The following is a 21,857-nucleotide window of genomic DNA, read 5'->3' as shown; positions in this document are numbered from 1 at the left end:
ATCATTGGAGCCACATCCTTCTCATTGTACAAGTTGCCGACAGCACTTTTTTCATAATGTGAGAATTTGCGCCGTGATCGTCCAACCGCCATCCGGTGGAGCCCAGTTGCTCGACCGTACCGTCGTCCTGCTGGATCTCGTCGCCGATGGCGGCGTCGATGGGCTACCGCTCAAGGAATTGGCGGCCCGCTCCGGGCTCAACACCGCCACCTGTCACCGCATCCTCAACACGCTGGTCGGCCACAAGCTGCTCGCCCGCGACAACAGGAAACGTCGCTATCGGCTGGGTGCACGCATGGCGATCTACGGCGTCCGCGCGGCCCGTGGCCCCGGCATCATCAGCCGCTGCGAGGTCGCGCTCACCCGGCTCAGGCGCCGCACCGGCGACACGACCCACCTGATGGCCCGCTTCAACCACGATTCAGTCTGTCTCGACCGGCGCGACGGCGAATGCATCGTGCCGACGCTGACGGGATCGGTCGGCGGCTTCGTGCCCCTCGGCGTCGGCCCTGGCTCGATCGCGATGCTCGCGTTCCTCGATGATGACGAGCAGGAGTACATCATCCGCGCCAATCTCGGGCGCTATGCGTCCTATCGCAACCTCACCGAGGACAAGGTTCGGAGGTTGATCGCCGATACCCGCCGGCGGGGCTACGCAGTGGATATGGGCGAGCTCATTCCAGGCATTGCCGGCGTGGGCATGCCGATCATGACGCCGGGAGAAAAGCCGGGCGCAGCGCTCAGCTTCACGCTGCTCTGCGCCAAGGTCGGGCCCGGCGTCATCGAACGCTATGGCGCTCTGCTCGAGGAGGAGATCAACGCCATCGTCGGTCAGTAGGACGGAGGGGCAGTGGCTTAACGAGCCTCGCTTAGCTTAGAGCGCACCAGCGAGCCGCACCGCAACTCGTTCGGCGCCTGCGGCGGCCGCGCCACCTCGCATGGGAGAAACCCGAGTAGCTTCAGGCTTGCGTTGAGCCGCACGATTGCCCGCCCTCCGGGCGCATCGCGGTCGATCGCGACCACAAGCGGATAGAGCCTCTCGTGCGCGGCGCGCGCTCGCTTCCATTCGCCAGCCGCGGCCGCAGTCCGGAGACTGACCACGCGGTTCGGCACGACACAGGCTAGTCTGACCCGGCTGCCGGCCGAGCCGACGAGGATGGCGGCCACCAAGAGAGAGCAATGCCGATCACAAATGCCGCTCCTGGAAGAAGCTTCATCCCGCCGCGGCTCAGTTCCTCCAACGCATCAACAGATGGTCAGCAGCCGGCTCACATTGAACGGACCTTCAATTGGGCGGCTCGACAATTCATGCAACGAGCTTCAAAAGCATAGTGATGATAAAGCGGCATCCCAGGCGCGCTTACGTTCATCTCGTCAACCGAGCATGAAGCAACTCCACGTTGGCCTGTAGCTTTCGCTGCCGGCCAACGACGAGTCATCTCGGGGCCGCAGCGCCTTGCCTGTGGCGAGCCTTAACAGGAAACCGCAGGTCCCCTGACCTAAAAGGGAAGCAGCATCAATATACCGTCGCAAACTCAGCCGGCGGCGCCGACAGGTTGAAGCGATGCGCACGGTTCGACGAACGCTCGAAAAATCCTGTTAGTGTGCGCCTGCATTTCCCGGTTGGCCTATATCGAGCCGACATATTCGGCGCTCAATGATGACGAGCCGCTCCTGATTGCCGAGCCCTCCGCGAATGGCGGCCTGGCAATGCAAATTAATACTGCGGGGTGGCCTGCTTCGTCCGCCGTACGCAATAGGCGCTGGCTGCCTTTTCGCACGCGATGTCCCGTGCGTACCGAAAGCGGATATAACGCCACTTCGTCATTGACTCGCGTGAAGCATTTGTAGCTCCGCGATGCGATTGTCGGCGCGGCGGAGCCGCCGGCAAAGCTCGCGGTTGATATTCTGCATCACCATCACGTACGCGTAGATGTCGGCCTTGTAGTACGCGTAGAGTTGTCTAGCCGTCAGCTCGTATAGCAGGGTTGGACTCTGCGCGACGATGGTCGCTGATCGGTTCTGCATCTCGATAAGCGTCATCTCGCCAAAGAAGTCACCAGGCCCAAGACTCGCCATGCGAATTATGCGCCCCGAGCCCCCGAGCTTGCTCACCACGAGTTCTCCGGAGTGAACAACGAACATTGAGCGGCCGGGTTCTCCTTCCGCCACGACAGTGTCACCGGCGCCGAAGCGGCGCTCGACCAGCATTGAGACCAAGAGATCGCAGCTCGCGTCTGAGAGTCCACCGAAGAAAGGTGTGGCAAGCAAAAACGCTTTCAGATCGGGCGAGCTGACAGCCATCGAGAAAATATACTCCCGCTCCCGGCGGTGACAAGCCGCCGAGACGTTGACGCTGCTGCCGCAGGCAGGAAGGCGCGGTGATCACACTTGGGGAACTTGTCATGATCCTGGAGTTGTGTCGCCAAGGTCTGCCGCTCAGCGCCCGCGCCCGGCAACTTGGTGTCGAACGAAAGACAGTCAGCGCCTACATCGCCGGAAGCCTGGCGCCGCCGGCTTACAAAAAAGGCGCCACCAAGGTGTTTCTCGATGGTGCTCGGCTACTCACTGGCTGATCTGGGCGCGCTCCGTCGTCCATCAGGATCTGCAAGTGATCCTTCGCAGTTACCTCCGGACGCGGAGATCGCTTACTGCGCGGCGGCTTTTTTCGCCCGGGTCAAAGGCGAGCTCGAATGGAAGCCAATATGCCAGTCGTCGTATCGATGATGGTTACGGCCTGCTCAATCTTGCCTTGCCCCAACGGATATTTGGTGCACCGCTCGGATATCTGAACCAACCGTTTCCTTTCGCTGATCAGGATCGTGCTGCTCTTGTCGACGGCAAACTTGACGATGTCCCGCATCGGACTTTTGTCGCCAAAGTCCGTCAGATCTTTCTCCATCGTGATCAGATACTCGTAGCTCGCTAGCTCGTCGGAGATCTGAAGAAGTTCCCGGATAGTCGAGTTGACACAGTCGGCGTCGCCGCTGGAAACATCGGGGCGCTTTGCGGTTGCGACAAGGTCGTTCATGAGGTTGGCAAATAGCGGCCTAAGGCTCTCCGCCTGCCTGAAATCGCTCTCGGACAGAACGCCCGCACAGCACACACTGGGTAGGAACAGCCCAAGCCCCAAGCTTGCCGCCAGCATCTTTCGGTGCGCTCGCGCCGGGAACGAAACTCTCGTGGTGCCGATCAGCCGGTGCATCCCCTTTGGTCCTTCCCCTGCCACCCCTCATTGTTAGATGGGTGTTTCTGTGCAAAGATCGGGCTTCGTCGGCTTCAGTTCACACTTGCTTTGCGTGCAGACATGTCGGCGTCTGAACCGCTCCCACAGCCGGAGCATAGGAGCATGACCGACGGGCCGCAACGGGCGTTTCGCGCCGCGGCCCTTGACCGGGCTGCGTCTCCCGAGCAGCTCGATCATCTCGTTGTCATCACCAAGCCCGCTGACTGGATTCTCACCCTTGTGCTGTGCATTGCACTTGTGGCGGCCGTGCTGTGGGGCATCTTCGGGCGCGTGCCCACGCGCGTCTCGGGCGAAGGAATCCTGATCGGCAGTGGCGGCAAGGTCGTCGACGCCGTATCCGCCGCCGCTGGACGGCTACAGTCGGTCGCAGTGACGGTGGGCGATCACGTCAACAAGGACCAACCCATCGCCCAGATCGTTCAAACCGAGATCCAGCAAAAGCACAACGCAGCCACCGAGGTCTTTCAAGAACGCCAGCGGGAGCATGCCGATCGGGTGTCGAAGGCTGCAAGCGAGCTCGCCGCCAAAAGCCAGAACTTTGCAAAACTTGAAATCGCCCTGCAACAGGTGATCAAGGCAACGAGCCAGCGTATCGAGTATCTCACCGTCGACGTCAAAAACCTGGAGGATTTGCTGGCCAAAGGATACACGACGCGGCGCAATCTGGAAGAGCGACGCCAGGAGCTGGCCGACGCGCAACAGCGCCGTACTGACGCCCAAAACGAGATTCTGAAGTTGCGGTCGCAGAAGACGGATCTGGAAACGGAGCGCGGCCGTGAAATTCAGCAGTCCGAGTTTGCCCTCAACGAGGCCCGGCGGCAAATGAATGCCTCCGCCGAACAGCTGAGCCAGAACACGCAAGTGATGAGCCCGATGGACGGGCGGGTTTTGGAAGTGAAGATTTCGCCCGGTTCGGTGCTAGCCATCGGCACACCGGTGATTGCGATCGAAAGCGAAGGCGCCAAGCTCCAAGCCGTCGTCTATGTTCCTGCCGAACGGGGCAAGCAGATCAAGCCTGGCATGCAGGTGCAACTCGAGCCGAGCACGGTGAAGCGCGAGGAATTTGGCATGATGCTAGGCAACGTGGTCAGCATCTCTGATTTCCCGATGACACCGCAAGGCATGGGCGCGCTGCTGCATAACGAAAGCCTGGTTTCACGTTTCTCGCGCGACGGTGCACCTTACGCCGCGATGGTTGCGCTCGATGAAGACGCCTCCACTGCAACCGGATATCGATGGGCCGTTGGCGAGGGGCCGAACATTCATCTCACGAGCGGAACGTTGGCGCGGGCCGAGATCACAACCCGACGGCGGCGCCCCCTCGATCTGGTGATACCCCTGCTCAAGCACCTCACGGGAATTGATGGATAAGCCTTCTCCAAACCAGCCAACCAACGCACGCGGCCGGCCCCAATCTTACGTCAGCCGCATGGCGAGCTGGTTGCCGCGCCGACGCACGCGGCGGACACCCATCATACTGCAGATGGAAGCCGTCGAATGCGGTGCGGCAGCGCTTGGCATCATTCTCGGTTATCACGGTGCGTGGATTCCGTTGGAGCAGCTCCGTGTCGCATGCGGCGTATCGCGCGACGGCAGCAAGGCGAGCAACATCATCAGAGCGGCCCGCCGATACGGGCTGACGGCGAAGGGCTACAGCGTCGAACCTCCGGCACTTGCCGAGATCCCAACGCCTTGCATCATTCACTGGAACTTCAACCATTTCGTGGTGCTCGAAGGAATTGACAGAAAGCGCGCCTACATAAATGACCCCGCGAGCGGGCGTCGACGGATAGATCTGGGCGAGCTTGACCTCGCCTTCACGGGCGTCGTCCTGGCGTTTGAACGGGGCGAAAAGTTCGAGAAGGTTGGCAGCAAGCCAAAGGGCATTAGCCTGCTCATGCGGGAGCTGCGCCAATCAAAGGAGGCGGTGGCCCTGCTAGTTGTTGTCAGCATCGCCGCGGCTCTGCCCAATATTGTTGCCGCAGGATTCTCAAAAATCTTTGTTGATGAAATTTTGATCCAGCACACGCGCAGCTGGCTTGCGCCGCTCCTGATCGGCATGGCGCTGACGGCTGCCTTGCGGGCCGTTCTGACCACCATACGCCAATCGTTGCTCTTGCGGCTGCAGACCAAACTCGCCGTCGTGATGACCAGCCGCTTTCTGTGGCGCCTCATGACGCTGCCGCTGGAATTTTTCACCCAACGCCACGCCGGCGACATTGCAAGCCGTATTTCAGCCAACGAACAGATCGCCCGGCTGCTTTCAAGCGGCATTGCCGCCAATGCGCTCAGCCTGATGTCGGTGGTCTTGTTCGCCGCGGCCATGGCCGTCTACGACGTTGGCCTGACCGCGCTTTGCGTCACGATCTCTTTGATAAATGTTCTTCTCTTGCGGCTCGTCGCTTCACGCCGCCAGGAACTGAGCTATCGGCTGGCGCTCGATCAGGGAAAGCTGCTCGGGGCGACCGTGAGCATGGTGCGGACGATCGAAACCATCAAGGCAAGTGGTTTGGAAGACGACGCCTTCGGCCGGTGGGCCGGTCTTCAAGCCAAAACTCTCAACGCCGAACAGCGGATCGGCGCCTCTGCCATCATATTGGACATGGTCCCGACCCTGCTCACGGGCCTCATGATCGCAGCGATACTTGGTGTCGGAGGCTTGCGGGTCATCCAGGGCTCCCTGACACTGGGAAGCCTCGTGGCCTTCCAATCCTTGGCATTGAGTTTCTCCGAGCCTTTCGCCAACCTCGTGAACTATTTCGGTGGCCTGCAAACCATCAAGGGAGCGCTCGAACGGCTCGAGGATGTCTACCGATACCCGCTAGCGCCGCAACCGCCGACACATGCGGGTGCCCTACCGCCGAAGCTTACCGGCCGACTCGAACTTCACAACATCAACTTCGGCTATTCGGTGCTCGAACCGCCGCTTTTGGCGGATCTTTCGCTGGTGATCCCAGCCGGTTCACGCGTGGCACTCGTTGGCGCGTCGGGCAGCGGCAAATCAACCCTCGGTAAACTGATCTGCGGATTGTACAAACCCTGGTCCGGCGAGATTCGTTTTGATGGCTGCAAGCTGACGGATATCCCTGCGGACATTTTTGCGAACTCCGTCGCCTATGTCGACCAGGACGTCTTCCTGTTCGAGGGAACCGCGCGAGACAATTTGACGCTCTGGGATTCAACGACCGATGAGCGCCACCTGCTGACGGCGGCCAAGGACGCGCTGATCCATCAAGACCTTGCGACCAGACCAGGCAATTATGACTGCCACGTCAATGAGGGCGGTACGAACTTCAGCGGCGGTCAGCGTCAGCGCATCGAAATCGCCCGAGCTCTGGTTTGCAATCCCTCTATCCTTGTCCTGGATGAAGCGACGGCTGCACTTGATCCGATCACGGAAAAATCCATCGACGACAACCTGCGGCGCCGAGGCTGCAGCTGCATCATCATCGCCCACCGCTTGAGCACGATCCGCGATTGCGACGAAATCATCGTGCTCGAACGCGGTCGCATCGTTGAACGCGGCACGCATGAAGAGCTTGTTGCGCTTCAGGCCTCCTATGCCAAACTGGTGGCGCGCGAATGACGGATCGATTTGCCAGCGAGGATTTCGTCGGCCATCAACGCGAGGCGCCGATCGGTCTGCTACAGCGGACTGCGCTCGATGCGCGTCGCCCGCTGCTTCTCAGCGACCACGAACACGTACTTCAAGTGGCAGCTGGTCACGTCGATTTGTTTGCAGTTCAGCCGACGGGCACGCGCCAGCATTTATTTCGTGTCGAAAACGGCGAATGCATTCTGGACCTGCACAATGCCTGCGAAACCTCGGGCAGCCGACTGCAAATCATCGCCGTCGGCCCCCCTGGGACTGCGCTTTTGGAGGTTCCGCGTAGTGCAGCGTCCTTTGGTCCTGTGTCTGGCTGGATTGCCCAATTGGCAACGTTCATGGTCCGCTCGTCGGCAAACGAAGCCGTTTCCGAGCTGGTGAGCGGTGAGGCGATCGAACTGCACCCGGACGAACGCCGTCGCGGTCCGATGCGGGAACTCCTGTGGGCACACCTCGAAGCCGGAACAGCAAAGGTCATGAACCTCGGCTCGAGCATCGCTCCCGGGCAGCCCCCCTCCCCCTTGACCGGTGGGCTGTGGGTGGCAGCCGGCGAGCACGGGTGCAAATTGCGTCTCGACCCGAACCCACCAGATGCCCTGGTTCTCTGGTCCGCGATTGATCGATTCCAGGTGACGGTTATTGCCCATCTCGAGCGCAACCTGGCAGAGGGCGTCATTCGAGAGCGGGAGCGCCTGGTCCGGCGCGGCGAACTCATTGCGTCGCAAACGCTCGACTCGTTTGAGCGGCTCTCCGATGTCGTGGTCAGAAAAGCCGATCGCGCGCAATCTGAATGGGATCCGACAGATCCGCTGCTTTGCAGTTGCCGCGCTGTCGGAGAAGAACTGGGAGTACCAGTTACGCTTTTGCAGCGCGCTCAACCCACAAGACAGGCCTTCAGCGAAATTCTGGAGATCGCTCGCACAGCCCAATTGCGGATCCGCCGTGTGCTCCTGCGCGATGTCTGGTGGAAGACCGATGCTGGACCGCTCCTCGGCTGCCACGGAGACGAACGCAGTCCAGTGGCTCTGGTGCGCAATCGAGCAAATACCTACACGATGTTCGACCCAAAGGGCGGAAGACGCCGCCCGGTCGATCGCTCCGTTGCCGGCGAGCTCAAACCGGAGGCCATCACTTTCTATCCGGCGTTGCCGTCCCGCCCGCTCCAATATCGCGATCTGCTTGCCTTTGCGATGCGAGGTGTTTCCGGCAACATCGTGCGCATCGCGTTGGCTGTTATGGCAATCGGGCTCCTGTCGCTGATGCCGCCACTGATCACCAACGTCCTGGTCAATTCGGTTATCCCGCGCACCGAGATCGATCAGCTTGTTGTCTGTGCGCTTGCACTGACGGTCACCGCCGTAGCGATGGCCAGTCTGCAGATGATGCAAGGACGGGTCACGTTGAGGCTCGAAGGTCTGCTCGACTATAAGCTGCAGGCCGCGCTGATCGACCGACTGCTTCGCCTCCCCACCTCTCTGTTTCGCGAATACACAAGCGGTGACCTGGTCGATCGCGCCATGGGCATCGACGCCACTCGCCGGATCTTCACGGGGCGTGTTCTGGGCGGCTTTACATCCGCGTTCTTTTGTCTCTTCAGCATTGGGCTGATGCTCTACTATGACCTCCGACTCGGCGGCATTGCACTGCTGCTCACGGCGATTAGAGCGGTTGCAATTCTTGCCACGAGCGCCGTGCGACTCTACTACGAAACCAAGCAATTCAACCTGCAAGGCAAGGCCAGCGGCTTTGTGCTGCAATTGATTGCGGGAGTCGGCAAGCTGCGCGTGGCAGGCGCAACGGCGCGCGCGCTAGCGCGATGGTCGCAACAATTTGCCGTACAGAGGCGCTACTTCATCGCCTCGCAGCGAGCGGCCAACGCGCTGAGTACCTTTGATACCGCCTTTCCGATGCTGGCGACATTGACCATCTTTGCGCTTGCCTCCTACACCAACAGTCGCATCCTGCTCGATCTCGGCGCCTTTCTCGGCTTTCTGGCAGCGTTCGGACAGACCACGGCCGCGATCGGCAGTTGGGCCTCGAGCGTCAGTGAATCACTGGTGGCGATTCCTCACCTCAGCCGCCTGAAGCCCGTGATCTCCACCCCTGCCGAGATCTCTGAGGAACGGCGATCGCCCGGAGAGCTATCCGGAGAGCTCGAACTTTCCGGCATCGTCTTCCGCTATATGAAAGGTGGACCGAAGGTCCTGGATGACATCAGCTTAAGCGTTGCGACGGGTGACTACGTCGCAATCGTCGGTCCCTCAGGTAGCGGTAAATCGTCGCTCTTTCGTTTGCTGCTCGGTTTTGAGCGGGCGGAGGCCGGCACAGTGTTCTACGACGGCAAGGCGCTCAACACGCTCGATATCAGCGCCGTGCGCCGGCAGCTTGGCGTAGTGCTGCAAGATACCAAGCTCGCAACCGGAAGCCTTTACGACAACATTTGCGGTGGCGTTGATCTGCCGCTGGAGAAGGCCTGGGAGGCCGCCCGACTGGCGGCGCTGGATGCCGACATCGCGCAGATGCCGATGGGCATGCATACGCTGGTTGCGGAAGGCGTGAGCACGCTGTCAGGCGGTCAACGGCAGCGACTATTGATTGCCCGCGCGCTTGCGCGCTCACCACGGATTCTTCTGTTTGATGAAGCAACCAGCGCGCTCGACAACCAAACCCAAAGCATCGTCGGCACCTCGCTGGAACGATTGAGCATCACCCGGATTGTGATTGCGCATCGTCTCAGCACCGTGCGCAATGCTGATCGCATTGTAATGCTCTTGCGCGGCAAAGTCGTGCAAGCGGGAAGCTATGCAGAACTCATGAGCGAGCCGGGGCCGTTTGCGGATTTTGCCGAGCGGCAGCTACTTGAGCCGGCTCATCGCTAGCGCTCGTTGGGCGTCGACACCGTGTCGAGACGCCTTCCCGTAGTTGATTGCGTCTCGATTGAAATGAGTACCCGCACGCTCCCGGGAGCCGCCAGGGAGTGTGCGGGCATCGCTGACTTAGCCGATCGAGCTGGAGTTCGACTGCGCGAGCAGCTGCGTGACGGCCGCGGCACCACCGGCACCGAAGACGCTGGAGCCGCCCTGAGCCACACCAACCTGCGTCGCATTGTTCGCCTGAGCGACGATGTTGTTGGACAGATTGCTCAGGTCGAAGAACCCGCCACACACGGCATCGAGTTCCATATCGATCAATTCACACGCTTCAATCATGACTTCTCTCCTTGGGTATTCGTTGCTTAGCCGATCGAGCTGGTGTTCGACTGCGCGAGCAGCTGCGTGACGGCCGCGGCGCCACCGGCACCGAAGACGCTGGAGCCGCCCTGAGCCACACCAACCTGGGTCGCAGTGTTCGCCTGAGCGACGATGTTGTTGGACAGATTGCTCAGGTCGAAGAACCCGCCACACACGGCATCGAGCTCCATATCGATCAGTTCACACGCTTCAATCATGACTTCCCTCCTCAGATGTTTGTGGCTTAGCCGATCGAGCTGGTGTTCGCCTGCGCGAGCAGCTGCGTGACGGCCGCGGCACCACCGGCACCGAAGACGCTGGAGCCGCCCTGAGCCACACCAACCTGCGTCGCATTGTTCGCCTGAGCGACGATGTTGTTGGACAGATTGCTCAGGTCGAAGAACCCGCCACACACGGCATCGAGTTCCATGTCGATCAGTTCACACGCTTCAATCATGACTTCCCTCATCAGTGGTTGCTGTGAACGGCATCTGGCTCAAACCAAACCAGCGCCTCACTGCCCGTGTTCTTACCGGAGGGTGGCGCTTCTATCTGTGAGACGAATCACGCACGCTCCACAGTGATCGTCAGCCTTGGCTGCGATATCACCCGTCGGATTTATCACCCGCTGGATTTGCGCTGAATGTGCGCGCGACTTTTGCGCCCACGTCGCTTCTGCTCCTCTATCATCCGGAGATGCAGACGCATTGGTGCGGAGCCGACGCTCATCTGAGCTGAAGCTGCACTCCTCCGCCGCATCTGGAAGCGATGAGAAATGCCCCACTGACGGGCCGCACCCTCGCGCCAGCTTCTTGGGCGACACACCACCGAGGCTCGCAAGAAGACTTTCCTTCGAGCGTCGCTCCTGTCATGGCACGAGCCCACTTGGACCAGCCGCGACACCAGCCGCATGCCGTCATCGGTCTGAGCGAGCACCCCGACCGTGAGCACGACGTACTCGAGAACAAACCGGTAAGCTAGGTCGGGATGGCTGAGGGCGGGCAGCACCAAGCTCCCGAGGCTGGCAATCGTGACCGCGTTAACGCCCGCTCCAAGTCTTGCAGCTCAGGTCGCGCATGCGCGGCGCGTCCGCGATCGCGTCCAGCGCCGCACGCGGCCGATAGAAAGCCAGAGCGTAAGAACCGTGGGTTCTCGTTTCAGGTCACGGAGAGAATCCTCACACCGGTCGTCGGCATCATCCAACTATTCGCGATTGGGAACATCGCCGGGTTTGAGGCAGGTACAGGACACGGAACGGAGCTGCTCACACGCAGCGATCAACCTGGATAGGTTCAGCGCGTTGCATGCTCTTGCCGCTGCCGTTGCGGCGCTACTCCGCTGGCTTTCATGCCGCGCCTAAAGGCCAGGGTCGCAATCAGACTCGGATTTCCCAAGCGCGCTGCCGGCCAAGGCTCACCCGAGCGGTCTTGGGTTCGGAACACTATCGCGACTTAAGGCCTCGGTCCCATTTCTTCCGCAAAGTGGCTGCGAACATGTCCATCAGGCCATGTACGTCACTCGCGTTCAGCACCGGCGGCCGGTCGCGCAGTTGCTCTGTCCGCATCAGCATGCGACGCCTTCTCGGCTCGCCGCTCGTAGTCGTCGGCGAGAGCCTTGAGCTGGCCCGCAATCGCTCGGTCGGTCATAGTTTGGACAGCGCGGAGCAAGCTCTGCGCTACTATTAAGTATTCCTTGCCTCGTTGTGAAATCTGGGACGTCATCAAGCCCTCGCTCGGTTCTCCGGCACCTGGTCCAAAGCGATCAGCCAGGATAGCCAACTGCCATCACTTGCCCGGCGAGCTCTGCAGCGATCGACGCACTTCTTGGAACAGAGAGGGGTTCGCCACGAGTAGTGCCGGACTAGCCCAAACTTGCCATCACAAACTGCGCATCTTGCAGCTCTGCCAGATCCAACGCTCGCGTTGTCAGGGGTGCTTGTGTCCATGACACTTCTCGGTTGAGATGAGTACCCGCACACTCCCGGGAGCCGCCAGGGAGTGTGCGGGCATCGCTGACTTAGCCGATCGAGCTGGAGTTCGACTGCGCGAGCAGCTGCGTGACGGCCGCGGCACCACCGGCACCGAAGACGCTGGAGCCGCCCTGAGCCACACCAACCTGCGTCGCATTGTTCGCCTGAGCGACGATGTTGTTGGACAGATTGCTCAGGTCGAAGAACCCGCCACACACGGCATCGAGTTCCATATCGATCAATTCACACGCTTCAATCATGACTTCTCTCCTTGGGTATTCGTTGCTTAGCCGATCGAGCTGGTGTTCGACTGCGCGAGCAGCTGCGTGACGGCCGCGGCGCCACCGGCACCGAAGACGCTGGAGCCGCCCTGAGCCACACCAACCTGGGTCGCAGTGTTCGCCTGAGCGACGATGTTGTTGGACAGATTGCTCAGGTCGAAGAACCCGCCACACACGGCATCGAGCTCCATATCGATCAGTTCACACGCTTCAATCATGACTTCCCTCCTCAGATGTTTGTGGCTTAGCCGATCGAGCTGGTGTTCGCCTGCGCGAGCAGCTGCGTGACGGCCGCGGCACCACCGGCACCGAAGACGCTGGAGCCGCCCTGAGCCACACCAACCTGCGTCGCATTGTTCGCCTGAGCGACGATGTTGTTGGACAGATTGCTCAGGTCGAAGAACCCGCCACACACGGCATCGAGTTCCATGTCGATCAGTTCACACGCTTCAATCATGACTTCCCTCATCAGTGGTTGCTGTGAACGGCATCTGGCTCAAACCAAACCAGCGCCTCACTGCCCGTGTTCTTACCGGAGGGTGGCGCTTCTATCTGTGAGACGAATCACGCACGCTCCACAGTGATCGTCAGCCTTGGCTGCGATATCACCCGTCGGATTTATCACCCGCTGGATTTGCGCTGAATGTGCGCGCGACTCTTGCGCCCACGGCGCTTTTGCTCCTCTATCATCCGGAGTTGCAGACGCATTGGCGCGAAGCCGACGCTCATCTGACGCGAGCTGAACGTATGCGAGGCAGTTGACCGCTGGATTGTCGTAGCGCGTTGCGCGCCCGACGGCATTGCTGGGTCCCGTTGAAGACGCGTTCAACGATATTGCGGGTTCGGTAGATGCATGGACGACTTTCGCAGGGATGTCGGCCCAGGAGCCATTCCTGATGGCGAGTTCTCCGAGCCAATCGGCGCCGTGTCCACCGCAGCAGTACCTGCTTAGTTGTGACAGCAAATGCGGGACATCGACCTGTGGAGGTCGTGATCCTCGCAGGCTAGCGCGAACAATTTCAGCGAAATTATCGGATGGGGCGGTTCACGTCGTATCGCACATTGCTGTCGCCGCCGCCCGCTGCGCCATTTCGCGGCCGCGCAGCAACCGCGTCGCTTTAGGAGCAAGACGGACATCGATTTCGGTACGCCAAGCCACCGGCTTTATGAGCTCACGGCCTAACACTACTTTGGCAGATTGTTGGTTGGCGATCGCGAAGGGATTCTCGAATCGATTTTTCAATGATTCATGGATGTCGGATCTTGGAGAGCTGATCATGGTGGAATGGAGAGACGAGCTCGAACGCTGGCTGAAGCCATTCCCGGATCGGCTGGTCATGAGACCTGGCAGCGGATGTGTCCGGCTTGCGTTGCGCGATTGATCGACCCTGGTAGCCGCAACGGCGTTCAGCCGATGGCGGAACGCCTTGCAACGGGCACGGTTACCTGATTGAGGTGTACCCGCACACTCCCGGGAGCAGCCAAGGAGTGCGCGGGCATCTACGACTTAGCCGATCGAGCTGACATTCGCCTGAGCGAGCAGCTGCGTGAGGTTTGCGCTACCGCCATTGCCGAAGACACTGAAGCCGCCGACGGCAACACCAACCTGCGTAGCAATCTGCGGCTGTACGACGATATTGCCGGACAAGTTGCTCACGTCGAAGAGCCCCCCACCAGACACGGCGTCGAGTTCCATATCGATCAGTTCGCGCACTTCACTCATGATTCCCTCCTCAGGGGTTCGGGTGAACAACACATCTGGCTCAAAGCAAGCCGGTGCCTCACTACGCGTATTGATACTGGAGGATGGTTTTTCGATCTGTGACAGAAATCACGGGCGCCTCGCAACGGCAGTCAGCTTTGGCTACGATATGACGCCCCGTTGAATCCACGCCATGCGCGACTTTTTTTTCCCACGTCCCTTCTGATTCATGCGGCATGGACTCTCGCATGCCCTCAAACGAATCTCGCTGTCTTAGGCACAACGTGCAAGGATTAAGCGCGGAGCCAACGCCTGTTTGGCGCAAGCCGAACGAACGCGAGCTGGGTAGCCGCAACCTCGTCGTAGGGCGTTGCGCGCCTGAACGTTGCTTGATTCTGTTGAAGATGCGTTCAACGACATTGCGAGTTCGGTAGAGGGTAAGGGCTAAAGACAGATTGGTTTATTGAGGTTGTTGTTCGGCCGGATGTTGCCCAGGCGCTCTTCCTGATTGCGAGTTCTCCGATCCAAATCGGCGTCGCAGCCACGGTCGATAGGCAATACTGACCCAGCGCTCAGGCGAGACAAGAGCTTCCCGACAAGCGGGTCCTCGCAGGCGTCACCGCGAGCCGGATCGGCAGGCCGTTGGCCTCAACGACCGCATGACTCCTGCAAGCGCGTCCATGATATGGCTCCGCTCGCCGGCCCTCCGCCAGCGACCGAAGCAAGTGATCATTGTGTCGTACGAATGGCTATCCGCCGCTGGCTTGGGCGGTCAGGCGATCGGAATGGACACGAACTTCCGCGCGGTGGAGATGAGCAACAGGTACGCTCGTTGGGTATCGACACCGTGTCGAGAGCCTTCCCGAGCGCGTTGAGCGACGGTGCCCGTGTCCAAGAGAATTCTCGATTGAATTCGTCTCCGCCCCCTTCGGGAGCGGGCAAGGAGCGTTCGGGCATCCGCAATTTAGTGGATGGAGCTGAAGTTCAGCTGGCCGAGCTGCTGTGTGACGCTGGCGTTATTGCCGATAGCTATGCCGATCTGCACAGCAATATTCTGCTCTATGACGATATTGCCGAAATTACCGAAATTGCCGAAGCTGAAGAGCCCGTGATGCCCATGATGTCCATGATGCCCATGATGATGCCCGTGATGTCCTCCGCTCACGGCGTCGAGTTCCGTATCGATCAGTTCACGCATTCCACTCATGATTTCCCTCCTCGGGGGTTGCAATGAACAACATGTGGCTCGAACCATACTGGAGGGTGTCTTTTCCATCTGTGACGGAAATCACGGGCGGCGCTCGCGGCCCGCGTGTTCGATGCCATCAACGGAATGCTGCTCGACATGCTCGCGGCCATCGCACGCAACGAAGACCGCCGCCGCCAGGAGGCGCAAGGGTAGGCCAAGACCGGGGCAGAGGGCCGCCGATGTCGAGCGCAACACGGCATTTCCCGCATGCTGACGGCCAAGAATGTCATACGACGCTATCCAGTCCGCCACGGCATGCGGCCGCGCCACCATCGCGAAGATAGCTGGGAGAATGCCGCTGCGTAACTCAGGGGCAGGCAGAGGAGGCAATTCTCTACATTGTGAGCGCCGTCACGGAAGATTCGAGTCGATCTCTTCATCATCCGGCTCATGGCTGCATGATGCGGCCCCAAAACGAAACGGCGGCGAGGAACACAGATGAACCTGAACCACATTTTTAGTCTTATCGTCTTCGCGATCGGAGCGCTGTGCTTTGTGGCGTTCATAACCACCCTGAAGCCACCGCTGCATCACTCAGAAGTGGCAGTGGGTTCCATTTATGGCCGCGGAATGCCGACCTAGACTAGCCGATCAATATAGAATGCTCGTACGGCCCTCTGTGGGGCAAAGGCGGGGGCAATTCAGCCCCGCCACTATCAATAGACAGGCTTCCGGGCCTCCTCCTCCCTGTATCGCGTTTGCAAGCACTGCAAGATGATGCCGCGTTCTGTTTCTATCTCTACCGGCGGTGTGCCCGCTTCGGGCGGCGGCGGGGCGGGCCGAGCCCGACCGAATGCAGGTACGATAGACAGCTGCCGCGGCGGTTTCGGCTGCTAACCGAGCAGGCACGGCTGACGCCCGCCATCGCCCTGACGCTGGCGTTGGATCCATGCCTTGTCCGTGGATGCGTGGTGCGCCCGATCACGGCGCGCGGGGCTACCAAACCGCACCATGTGCGGAGGATCACGGACAATCCGTCTTGCGGCCTAGTATGACTCCGACATGCAGGGTCGGGCTTGCCCGCCCGGATGTTCCAAGGAGGCGTACATGACTCAGGTCTATTTCCACTGCTCGAACGCGAAGGGAGTACTGATGGATCGTCGCGGTACATTCGTATCCGACCTGATCGAGGCGTGCGAGGAAGCCACCCGCAGGGTGCGCTCCTTCGTCGTAGCTGCCAACCTGGAAGATTGGCGTCAGTGGGCCCTGCATGTCAGCGATGAGGCTGGGGACGAGATTTTCGTTCTGCCGTTCGCATTCGTGCTCGGCAGGCCGCACTGAGAGAATGCCATGTCGTCGGGGCTGCCATCATTCATACTTCTTCGTAAGGGGGTGAATGCGATCACGACAGCAATCATCCGGCGTGCCTTCGCCGGAGCGATTCTCGCCCAACGGCACTCCCGTCGCAGCCTGGACCCAATCTCACGAACAGCCTGCGACTCCAAACGGTACATTTGGGAAGGACCACCTAAAGCTCTTGCCTCCGAGAGTCGTGCTGCGCCTCTCTAATCGAGCTTGCGGATGAGGCGGAGCAGCCGAGCCAGTCGCGGCCGCAGGTGCGGGTGTGTCGTCGCGGCGCCGGCATCATAGTAGTCGCTGGCCGTCGCGCGGCGAGCAAGCAGCACTTCGAAATCGCGGCGCTCTAAAGTCGCGCGCGATCAGCCGCCTCGGTCTCAACCGCTTTGCCGATCAGAAGATTGATCGGAACGCCTTGTGCGCTGCCGCAGATCAACAGTCCCGAGCCTGATGATCCAGATGCCACGATGCGGCATTGATCCTCGTCCTTGATCAACATGCCTTCCAGCCGCCCGGACGACACTTTCAGCTGCATATGCGCCTGCTTTTGCTCTACGCCATTGACGCTGCACAGGCCGACGTGGCGCAGCGTGACCGTCCCTGAATATTCTGCACCTAGACGCGTAACGGTTTTCGCGAGATTTCCCGTTATCTCCCATTCGTGCAGATAGCCGATTTGCCCGCTGGCAGAGTAGGACTGCGCCCGAGCGGCAGGGGCTGCGGCAAACAACACAAATATCGCCACGACGATCGCGCGTATCGTTTCCGCGCACGGCATGACTACTGCAACTCCCGCACGACGCGAAAGCCGTTGGCGTAGTAACGCACGTCGACGTCGTAGCGAAACCTCGCCGAAGATCTGACGTCGCTGGCCTTGCTGAGGAAGTTCCCCCCGCGCAGCACCCGCAGACGGCAGTCGCCCGACGTCCAGGGCGACGCGTCCTTCGGCGCATTGCGATATGAATCGTTCCAGCAATCCTCGACCCATTCCGCAGCGTTGCCGGAAGTGTCGTAGAGCCCGAAGCCATTTGGCCGGAACGAGCCCACTGGCACGACCTGCTGCTTGATCGGACTACCACAGCCCTCGCACTGGGCATGACCCGCGCCGGCCTCTTTGCCCCACCAGAATGACGTTCTGGTTCCCGCGCGCGCGGCATACTCCCATTCCGCTTCGCTGGGCAGACGGTATTTCTGTCCGGTCCTCTGCGACAGCCAGGCGACATACAGCTTGGCGTCTTCCCAGCTCACATTGATGACTGGGCGGTCGCCGCGGCCCCAGCCGTGATCCTCGGGACGCACTTTGCACACGCCGGCATCGGCGCACGGATCCCACTCCGCGAACGTCACCTCGCGGCGCCCGATGGCGAAGGGCTTGCGAATGCTGATCAGGTGCTCGGGCTTCTCATAGGGCGTGTCATTGGATCCCATCACGAAGTCTCCCGGCGGCACAACCACGAGCTCGGCGCAGTTATCGCAATCGCGAAACAGCTCTCCCGGATCCAGACTGGCGCCCTGCTGTTGAGCCACTCTGGTGCCGGATGGCACGGACGGTTGGTCGCCAGACGGGCCGCTGCTCAGCCCTCGCTGGGCACCTGCCGCAGCACTTGCAAATAGCACTGTGAGAAAAATCACAGACAAGACGGCGGATTTCATATTGTGATCTCCGGTCGGCTCGAACGATCGGGAGTATGCACACGTCACATTCAATGTCCCATAGCATGCTTCATTCGGCCCCGACCGGCAAGGCGCCGGTCGCGCTGCGGGATTTGGGTTTACATTGGTCGGTAAAGGAATATCGTTCTATCCTCGTTCGTTTTTCCGGACGGGCATATTATCGAAGCTTGCAATTATTTCAGATTCCCGCGGCTTCTGCGGTCCAGATTGTGGTCCATGCATTGGGAAGATTGCGATGATGCAACGATTGCTGATATCGATTCTGGCTCCAATTATCGGCGGTTTGATGCACTGCCACGCCGCACAGGCCCAGGCCCAGACGGGCGGACCAACGCCGTCACCACCCGGGGCCGCCGTCTATTTCATCGGCTTGAAGGATGGCGACACGCTGCCAACCAAGACCACTCTCCATTTTGGTCTGCGTGGCATGGGCGTTGCGCCCGCAGGTTCGGATCGCGCCAACAGCGGTCACCATCATTTGATCGTCGACTCGCCAACGCCGGCGCTGAATGCCGAAATTCCAAACGATTTCCAGCACCTCCATTTCGGCGCGGGACAGACCGAGGCAGAAGTTTCGCTGACGCCCGGCGAGCACACGTTGCAGTTGGTATTCGCCGACAAAAATCACGTGCCGCATTCGCCGCCGGTGATCTCCGAGCGGATCAAGGTCAAAGTGGCTGACCAAACTGGCCCCGCGGTGACTCAAGCAGCTCCGGCGGCTGGCGGACGTCGTTCCTCGCCGAAGGACGCTAAGGTCTATTTCATCTATCCGAAGAACGGCTCCTATATTTCTCCGAACCCGGTCATCCGCTTCGGCTTGTTGAACATGGGCGTGGCGCCGGCGGGCTACGACAAACCCAACACCGGCCATCATCATTTGATTGTCGATGCCGAGTTACCTCCACTCAACCAACCGATCCCGAACGACTTCAACCACCTGCACTTCGGCGCAGGCCAGACCGAAGCGAAGGTCACGCTCCCGATCGGCCAGCACAAGCTGCGCCTGCTGTTCGCCGATTATGCCCACGTGCCGCACGATCCAGCGGTGTTCTCCGAAGTCATCAACGTCACGGTGACGGAGAGCGGCCAGCCGCCGAGAAAGCGAAAGTACCGCCACCGCTCCTGGCGAAGTTACGGATATTGATGCAGCGATGAAACCACGCCGGCTCCTGATCTACGTCCTCTGCCTCATCGTCAGCGCGATCTTCGCCGATGCGGCCGCAGCGGAGCGTCGGGTCGCGCTGGTGGTCGGAATCTCCGCCTATACGAACGCACCGACGCTGTCCAATACCGGCAACGACTCCAAAGCGATCGCCGCGCTGTTCAAATCCATCGGTTTCGACACCGTCATTTCGCGCAGCGATCTCGGCGTCGTCGACTTCAAGCGCACTGTGCGCGAGTTTCTCATTACTGCAGAGAACGCCGATGTGGCGGTGGTCTATTACGCCGGCCACGGCATCGAGATCGGCGGCATGAATTATCTGATCCCGATGGATGCCAGGCTGAGCCACGACTACGACGTCGACGATGAGGCTATCGCGCTCGATCGCATCATCTGGGCGCTGCAACCGGTACGCCGCCTGCGTTTGATACTGCTCGACGCCTGCCGCGACAACCCGTTTGCGGCCAAGCTGCGGTCCGCAAGCCGCTCGCCGACCAGAGGCGGACTTGCGAAGCTTGATGAAATCAGTGCCGATACGCTGGTGGCCTTCGCCGCCAGGGCCGGCTCGATTTCCTATGACGGCGACGGCGTGAATAGTCCCTATGCAACCGCGCTGCTCCGGCACCTTGCCGAGCCCGGTATCGACATCCGGATCGCGCTTGGGCGCGTGCGCGATGAGGTTATCACCATGACCGGTGGACGGCAGGAGCCGTTCATCTATGGCTCTCTCGGCGGCGCGACCATCTCCCTGGTGCCGCAGCTCGGTGCGACAAATGCAGCGCCGGTATCCCCGCCCCTGGCCGCTCCAACAGTTTCGGCGCCGGCCTTGCCGAAGCCGGCCGGAGTCAATCCGACGTCGCCAAGCGCGCCGCCGGCGGTGAAGGCGGAACTGCCCAAGGCGGCGCTTCCCGCACAGCCGGCCCCCGAAACCACGGACCCCTGTGTCCGCGACGAAGCGAGGCTGGCGCGTCTGCGTGCCACCCCTGCGCCGGACGAGATCACGAACTTCCAACGCGAGGTCGCCTGCAAGCGGCTGCGTCCACAAGTACAGCGTCTGTTTGAGAGTATTGTCAGCAATACCGCGCTGCCTCCTGGCGGAAATGCGGCGCCGCAAGCGGCTCCGAAGCAGCAGGCGCAGAATGAGTCTGTCCGTTCCGAGGATGCTTGCACCCGCGACATGGCGCGATTGCAGAGCGTGCGCGCTGAACCTACGGTCGAGGCGATCACCAAGCTCGAGAGGGAGTTGGGCTGCGAGCGGCTCCGGTCCCAGCTCCGCCGATTGCGCGAGAGCCTCGCTCCTTGATCTCGTCTGGACACTTCACGATGTGTCCATGACATTTCTCGATTGAAATTTTCCCTGCCTCCGGGACGCAGCCCAACTCGTCGAGATCAGTCGCGCTCGAAGACTTTGGCGCCAGGGTAAGCTCGCCGGGCGTACGTGACGACCAGCTCCCGGTCCTGAATCGCCAGGAACGGAGTTCGGAGCCGGCACGATCCGACGATAAGGTGCCACAAGCCATCAAGTCTTTTAATCACGACGTTCATAGTGCGCTCCTCGAAGAACAGAAAAACAACTGATCGACGCGACAATCTTACAAGTCACGCGCTAGGGCCGTGATCCTAATCACATAATGTGACGCACCCCGCCGAGATCGTGCGAGATGAAGAGGTAGGCGCGCCTCAGCTCGCGCTGCAGATCGACCAGGGGGTTGAGAACCTGCGCCGGCGTGCTGTCGCAATCTTCGGTGCCACGTTACTCGCCGCGGTGATGGAGCACCTTCGTCATGCAGTCGAAGTTCCAGTGACGCGCATCACGGTCGTTGCCCCTGGGATCGGCTATCCCTGAGCGTGTGTTGGGAAGCACGTTCCAGAGACAACCGTCACTCTTCATTGAACCTCGGAGGTTAAATGACTCGGATTAGAATTTCCCATAGCTGGCGGACCATTCGCGGTGCTCATATCCGTATCGTCCATCGGCGTAAGGTTGCGGTTAAGTCGGGCTCAAGCATTGTTCGATCTGCATGTCGGGGAATGGCCACTTCTGGCAACGAAGGGGCAACTATAAAGCTGAAGGCATCGTCATCATCGTGATCGCCGTCCTGCCAGCAGGTGGCGACGGCAGTTAGGCCGCCCTGGTCGGCGGCCTCTTTTGTTTTTGCCGCAACCGTCGGCGGGGTGTCGCCAGCCGTTGGCGGTGCTTCTTGCGGTGAGACCGGCGCCGGTGCCTCGTTCGGCGAGTCTCTTCGCCCTCACCGAAGGCCGACCTCAGAAAAAATCTGAGCGCCTGGATGGGCGTTTAACGGGAAAGGCGGTCAAACTAGAATTCGCCCCGCTGCCCGGTAGAGCGCACGAGTGCGAGTGCGATCACATCGCACAGCCTCCAAGTCTGGCAACATAAAGAGCGGATCAGCACCCACAGACCAGGAGACTACTCATGATC

At 60.5% G+C, this 21,857-nt stretch carries 21 protein-coding genes; 9 read left to right on the top strand and 12 right to left on the bottom strand.

Annotation, left to right across the window (positions count from 1 at the left end):
• Positions 1 to 106: 106 nt before the first annotated feature.
• Positions 107 to 838, top strand: a complete 732-nt coding sequence (locus NLM15_RS16960) for an IclR family transcriptional regulator (protein ID WP_254118198.1) — start codon at positions 107 to 109, stop codon at positions 836 to 838.
• Positions 839 to 1,824: 986 nt separating this feature from the next.
• Here the strand turns inward: NLM15_RS16960 and NLM15_RS16955 are convergent.
• Complete coding sequence (locus tag NLM15_RS16955; protein WP_254118197.1) at positions 1,825 to 2,304, bottom strand: Crp/Fnr family transcriptional regulator; 480 nt, start codon at positions 2,302 to 2,304, stop codon at positions 1,825 to 1,827.
• 101 nt (positions 2,305 to 2,405) lie between these two features.
• On the opposite strand from NLM15_RS16955, the gene NLM15_RS16950 reads away from it, so the two are divergent.
• Positions 2,406 to 2,576 carry a hypothetical protein gene (locus tag NLM15_RS16950; protein ID WP_254118196.1) on the top strand — a complete coding sequence of 57 codons (171 nt, stop codon included), beginning with the start codon at positions 2,406 to 2,408 and terminating at the stop codon, positions 2,574 to 2,576.
• A gap of 101 nt (positions 2,577 to 2,677) precedes the next feature.
• On the opposite strand, the gene NLM15_RS16945 is transcribed toward NLM15_RS16950, so the two are convergent.
• Positions 2,678 to 3,205 (bottom strand): hypothetical protein, encoded by a 528-nt coding sequence (locus tag NLM15_RS16945; RefSeq protein ID WP_254118195.1) that lies wholly within the window; start codon positions 3,203 to 3,205, stop codon positions 2,678 to 2,680.
• Positions 3,206 to 3,349: 144 nt separating this feature from the next.
• Between NLM15_RS16945 and NLM15_RS16940 the strand changes: the two genes are divergently transcribed.
• From NLM15_RS16940 to NLM15_RS16930, 3 genes are read left to right on the top strand one after another with little or no spacing between them, the layout of a single operon-like run.
• Positions 3,350 to 4,618, top strand: a complete 1,269-nt coding sequence (locus NLM15_RS16940) for an NHLP bacteriocin system secretion protein (RefSeq protein WP_254118194.1) — start codon at positions 3,350 to 3,352, stop codon at positions 4,616 to 4,618.
• Positions 4,611 to 6,833, top strand: a complete 2,223-nt coding sequence (locus tag NLM15_RS16935) for an NHLP family bacteriocin export ABC transporter peptidase/permease/ATPase subunit (RefSeq protein WP_375166843.1) — start codon at positions 4,611 to 4,613, stop codon at positions 6,831 to 6,833. Before NLM15_RS16940 ends, NLM15_RS16935 begins: the two co-directional genes overlap by 8 nt.
• Complete coding sequence (locus tag NLM15_RS16930) at positions 6,830 to 9,733, top strand: NHLP bacteriocin export ABC transporter permease/ATPase subunit (protein ID WP_254118192.1); 2,904 nt, start codon at positions 6,830 to 6,832, stop codon at positions 9,731 to 9,733. Before NLM15_RS16935 ends, NLM15_RS16930 begins: the two co-directional genes overlap by 4 nt.
• 117 nt (positions 9,734 to 9,850) lie before the next feature.
• On the opposite strand, the gene NLM15_RS16925 is transcribed toward NLM15_RS16930, so the two are convergent.
• The 8 genes from NLM15_RS16925 to NLM15_RS16890 form a co-directional block, all read right to left on the bottom strand.
• Complete coding sequence (locus tag NLM15_RS16925; protein WP_254118191.1) at positions 9,851 to 10,063, bottom strand: hypothetical protein; 213 nt, start codon at positions 10,061 to 10,063, stop codon at positions 9,851 to 9,853.
• A 26-nt stretch (positions 10,064 to 10,089) separates the two neighbouring features.
• Positions 10,090 to 10,302 (bottom strand): hypothetical protein, encoded by a 213-nt coding sequence (locus NLM15_RS16920; protein ID WP_254118190.1) that lies wholly within the window; start codon positions 10,300 to 10,302, stop codon positions 10,090 to 10,092.
• A 26-nt stretch (positions 10,303 to 10,328) separates the two neighbouring features.
• Positions 10,329 to 10,541 carry a hypothetical protein gene (locus NLM15_RS16915; protein ID WP_254118189.1) on the bottom strand — a complete coding sequence of 71 codons (213 nt, stop codon included), beginning with the start codon at positions 10,539 to 10,541 and terminating at the stop codon, positions 10,329 to 10,331.
• 1,559 nt (positions 10,542 to 12,100) lie between these two features.
• Positions 12,101 to 12,313: a hypothetical protein gene (locus tag NLM15_RS16910; RefSeq protein ID WP_254118191.1), complete on the bottom strand. Its 213-nt coding sequence runs from the start codon at positions 12,311 to 12,313 to the stop codon at positions 12,101 to 12,103.
• 26 nt (positions 12,314 to 12,339) lie between these two features.
• Positions 12,340 to 12,552 (bottom strand): hypothetical protein, encoded by a 213-nt coding sequence (locus NLM15_RS16905; protein ID WP_254118190.1) that lies wholly within the window; start codon positions 12,550 to 12,552, stop codon positions 12,340 to 12,342.
• Between the two features lie 26 nt (positions 12,553 to 12,578).
• On the bottom strand, positions 12,579 to 12,791 hold the full coding sequence (locus NLM15_RS16900) for a hypothetical protein (RefSeq protein ID WP_254118189.1): 213 nt from the start codon (positions 12,789 to 12,791) through the stop codon (positions 12,579 to 12,581).
• 588 nt (positions 12,792 to 13,379) lie between these two features.
• Positions 13,380 to 13,673, bottom strand: coding sequence for a hypothetical protein (locus NLM15_RS44040; RefSeq protein ID WP_375166842.1), 294 nt, complete (start codon positions 13,671 to 13,673; stop codon positions 13,380 to 13,382).
• Positions 13,674 to 13,841: 168 nt separating this feature from the next.
• Positions 13,842 to 14,057, bottom strand: a complete 216-nt coding sequence (locus NLM15_RS16890; RefSeq protein WP_254118188.1) for a hypothetical protein — start codon at positions 14,055 to 14,057, stop codon at positions 13,842 to 13,844.
• An 811-nt stretch (positions 14,058 to 14,868) separates the two neighbouring features.
• Between NLM15_RS16890 and NLM15_RS16885 the strand changes: the two genes are divergently transcribed.
• The gene (locus NLM15_RS16885; protein ID WP_254118187.1) at positions 14,869 to 15,270 is read left to right on the top strand and encodes a hypothetical protein; all 402 of its coding nucleotides are present in this window, start codon (positions 14,869 to 14,871) and stop codon (positions 15,268 to 15,270) included.
• A gap of 1,062 nt (positions 15,271 to 16,332) precedes the next feature.
• On the top strand, positions 16,333 to 16,566 hold the full coding sequence (locus NLM15_RS16880) for a DUF6894 family protein (protein ID WP_254118186.1): 234 nt from the start codon (positions 16,333 to 16,335) through the stop codon (positions 16,564 to 16,566).
• A gap of 361 nt (positions 16,567 to 16,927) precedes the next feature.
• On the opposite strand, the gene NLM15_RS16875 is transcribed toward NLM15_RS16880, so the two are convergent.
• Both NLM15_RS16875 and NLM15_RS16870 read right to left on the bottom strand, forming a co-directional pair.
• Positions 16,928 to 17,359: a hypothetical protein gene (locus tag NLM15_RS16875; protein ID WP_254118185.1), complete on the bottom strand. Its 432-nt coding sequence runs from the start codon at positions 17,357 to 17,359 to the stop codon at positions 16,928 to 16,930.
• Positions 17,360 to 17,361: 2 nt separating this feature from the next.
• Positions 17,362 to 18,234: a formylglycine-generating enzyme family protein gene (locus NLM15_RS16870; protein ID WP_254118184.1), complete on the bottom strand. Its 873-nt coding sequence runs from the start codon at positions 18,232 to 18,234 to the stop codon at positions 17,362 to 17,364.
• 256 nt (positions 18,235 to 18,490) lie between these two features.
• Between NLM15_RS16870 and NLM15_RS16865 the strand changes: the two genes are divergently transcribed.
• Entirely contained in the window at positions 18,491 to 19,399 is a 909-nt protein-coding gene (locus tag NLM15_RS16865) for a DUF4399 domain-containing protein (protein WP_254118183.1), read from the top strand.
• 7 nt (positions 19,400 to 19,406) lie between these two features.
• Positions 19,407 to 20,720 carry a caspase family protein gene (locus tag NLM15_RS16860; protein WP_256565449.1) on the top strand — a complete coding sequence of 438 codons (1,314 nt, stop codon included), beginning with the start codon at positions 19,407 to 19,409 and terminating at the stop codon, positions 20,718 to 20,720.
• Positions 20,721 to 21,857: the final 1,137 nt, after the last annotated feature.

This window comes from Bradyrhizobium sp. CCGB20 (assembly GCF_024199855.1).
Classification (GTDB): domain Bacteria; phylum Pseudomonadota; class Alphaproteobacteria; order Rhizobiales; family Xanthobacteraceae; genus Bradyrhizobium.
The sequence above is the reverse complement of the archived record's forward strand: the minus strand, read 5'-3'. Positions and strand labels throughout refer to the sequence as shown.

Excerpts from the sequence above, each read along its gene's own strand:
- NLM15_RS16950 (WP_254118196.1), top strand. The coding sequence starts at position 2,406 with ATGATCCTGGAGTTGTGTCGCCAAGGTCTGCCGCTCAGCGCCCGCGCC.
- NLM15_RS16905 (WP_254118190.1), bottom strand. The coding sequence starts at position 12,552 with ATGATTGAAGCGTGTGAACTGATCGATATGGAGCTCGATGCCGTGTGT.
- NLM15_RS16935 (WP_375166843.1), top strand. The coding sequence starts at position 4,611 with ATGGATAAGCCTTCTCCAAACCAGCCAACCAACGCACGCGGCCGGCCC.
- NLM15_RS16940 (WP_254118194.1), top strand. The coding sequence starts at position 3,350 with ATGACCGACGGGCCGCAACGGGCGTTTCGCGCCGCGGCCCTTGACCGG.
- NLM15_RS16870 (WP_254118184.1), bottom strand. The coding sequence starts at position 18,234 with ATGAAATCCGCCGTCTTGTCTGTGATTTTTCTCACAGTGCTATTTGCA.
- NLM15_RS16865 (WP_254118183.1), top strand. The coding sequence starts at position 18,491 with ATGATGCAACGATTGCTGATATCGATTCTGGCTCCAATTATCGGCGGT.
- NLM15_RS16920 (WP_254118190.1), bottom strand. The coding sequence starts at position 10,302 with ATGATTGAAGCGTGTGAACTGATCGATATGGAGCTCGATGCCGTGTGT.
- NLM15_RS16910 (WP_254118191.1), bottom strand. The coding sequence starts at position 12,313 with ATGATTGAAGCGTGTGAATTGATCGATATGGAACTCGATGCCGTGTGT.
- NLM15_RS44040 (WP_375166842.1), bottom strand. The coding sequence starts at position 13,673 with ATGACCAGCCGATCCGGGAATGGCTTCAGCCAGCGTTCGAGCTCGTCT.
- NLM15_RS16955 (WP_254118197.1), bottom strand. The coding sequence starts at position 2,304 with ATGGCTGTCAGCTCGCCCGATCTGAAAGCGTTTTTGCTTGCCACACCT.
- NLM15_RS16915 (WP_254118189.1), bottom strand. The coding sequence starts at position 10,541 with ATGATTGAAGCGTGTGAACTGATCGACATGGAACTCGATGCCGTGTGT.
- NLM15_RS16925 (WP_254118191.1), bottom strand. The coding sequence starts at position 10,063 with ATGATTGAAGCGTGTGAATTGATCGATATGGAACTCGATGCCGTGTGT.
- NLM15_RS16930 (WP_254118192.1), top strand. The coding sequence starts at position 6,830 with ATGACGGATCGATTTGCCAGCGAGGATTTCGTCGGCCATCAACGCGAG.
- NLM15_RS16945 (WP_254118195.1), bottom strand. The coding sequence starts at position 3,205 with ATGCACCGGCTGATCGGCACCACGAGAGTTTCGTTCCCGGCGCGAGCG.
- NLM15_RS16890 (WP_254118188.1), bottom strand. The coding sequence starts at position 14,057 with ATGAGTGAAGTGCGCGAACTGATCGATATGGAACTCGACGCCGTGTCT.
- NLM15_RS16860 (WP_256565449.1), top strand. The coding sequence starts at position 19,407 with ATGAAACCACGCCGGCTCCTGATCTACGTCCTCTGCCTCATCGTCAGC.
- NLM15_RS16875 (WP_254118185.1), bottom strand. The coding sequence starts at position 17,359 with ATGCCGTGCGCGGAAACGATACGCGCGATCGTCGTGGCGATATTTGTG.
- NLM15_RS16880 (WP_254118186.1), top strand. The coding sequence starts at position 16,333 with ATGACTCAGGTCTATTTCCACTGCTCGAACGCGAAGGGAGTACTGATG.
- NLM15_RS16900 (WP_254118189.1), bottom strand. The coding sequence starts at position 12,791 with ATGATTGAAGCGTGTGAACTGATCGACATGGAACTCGATGCCGTGTGT.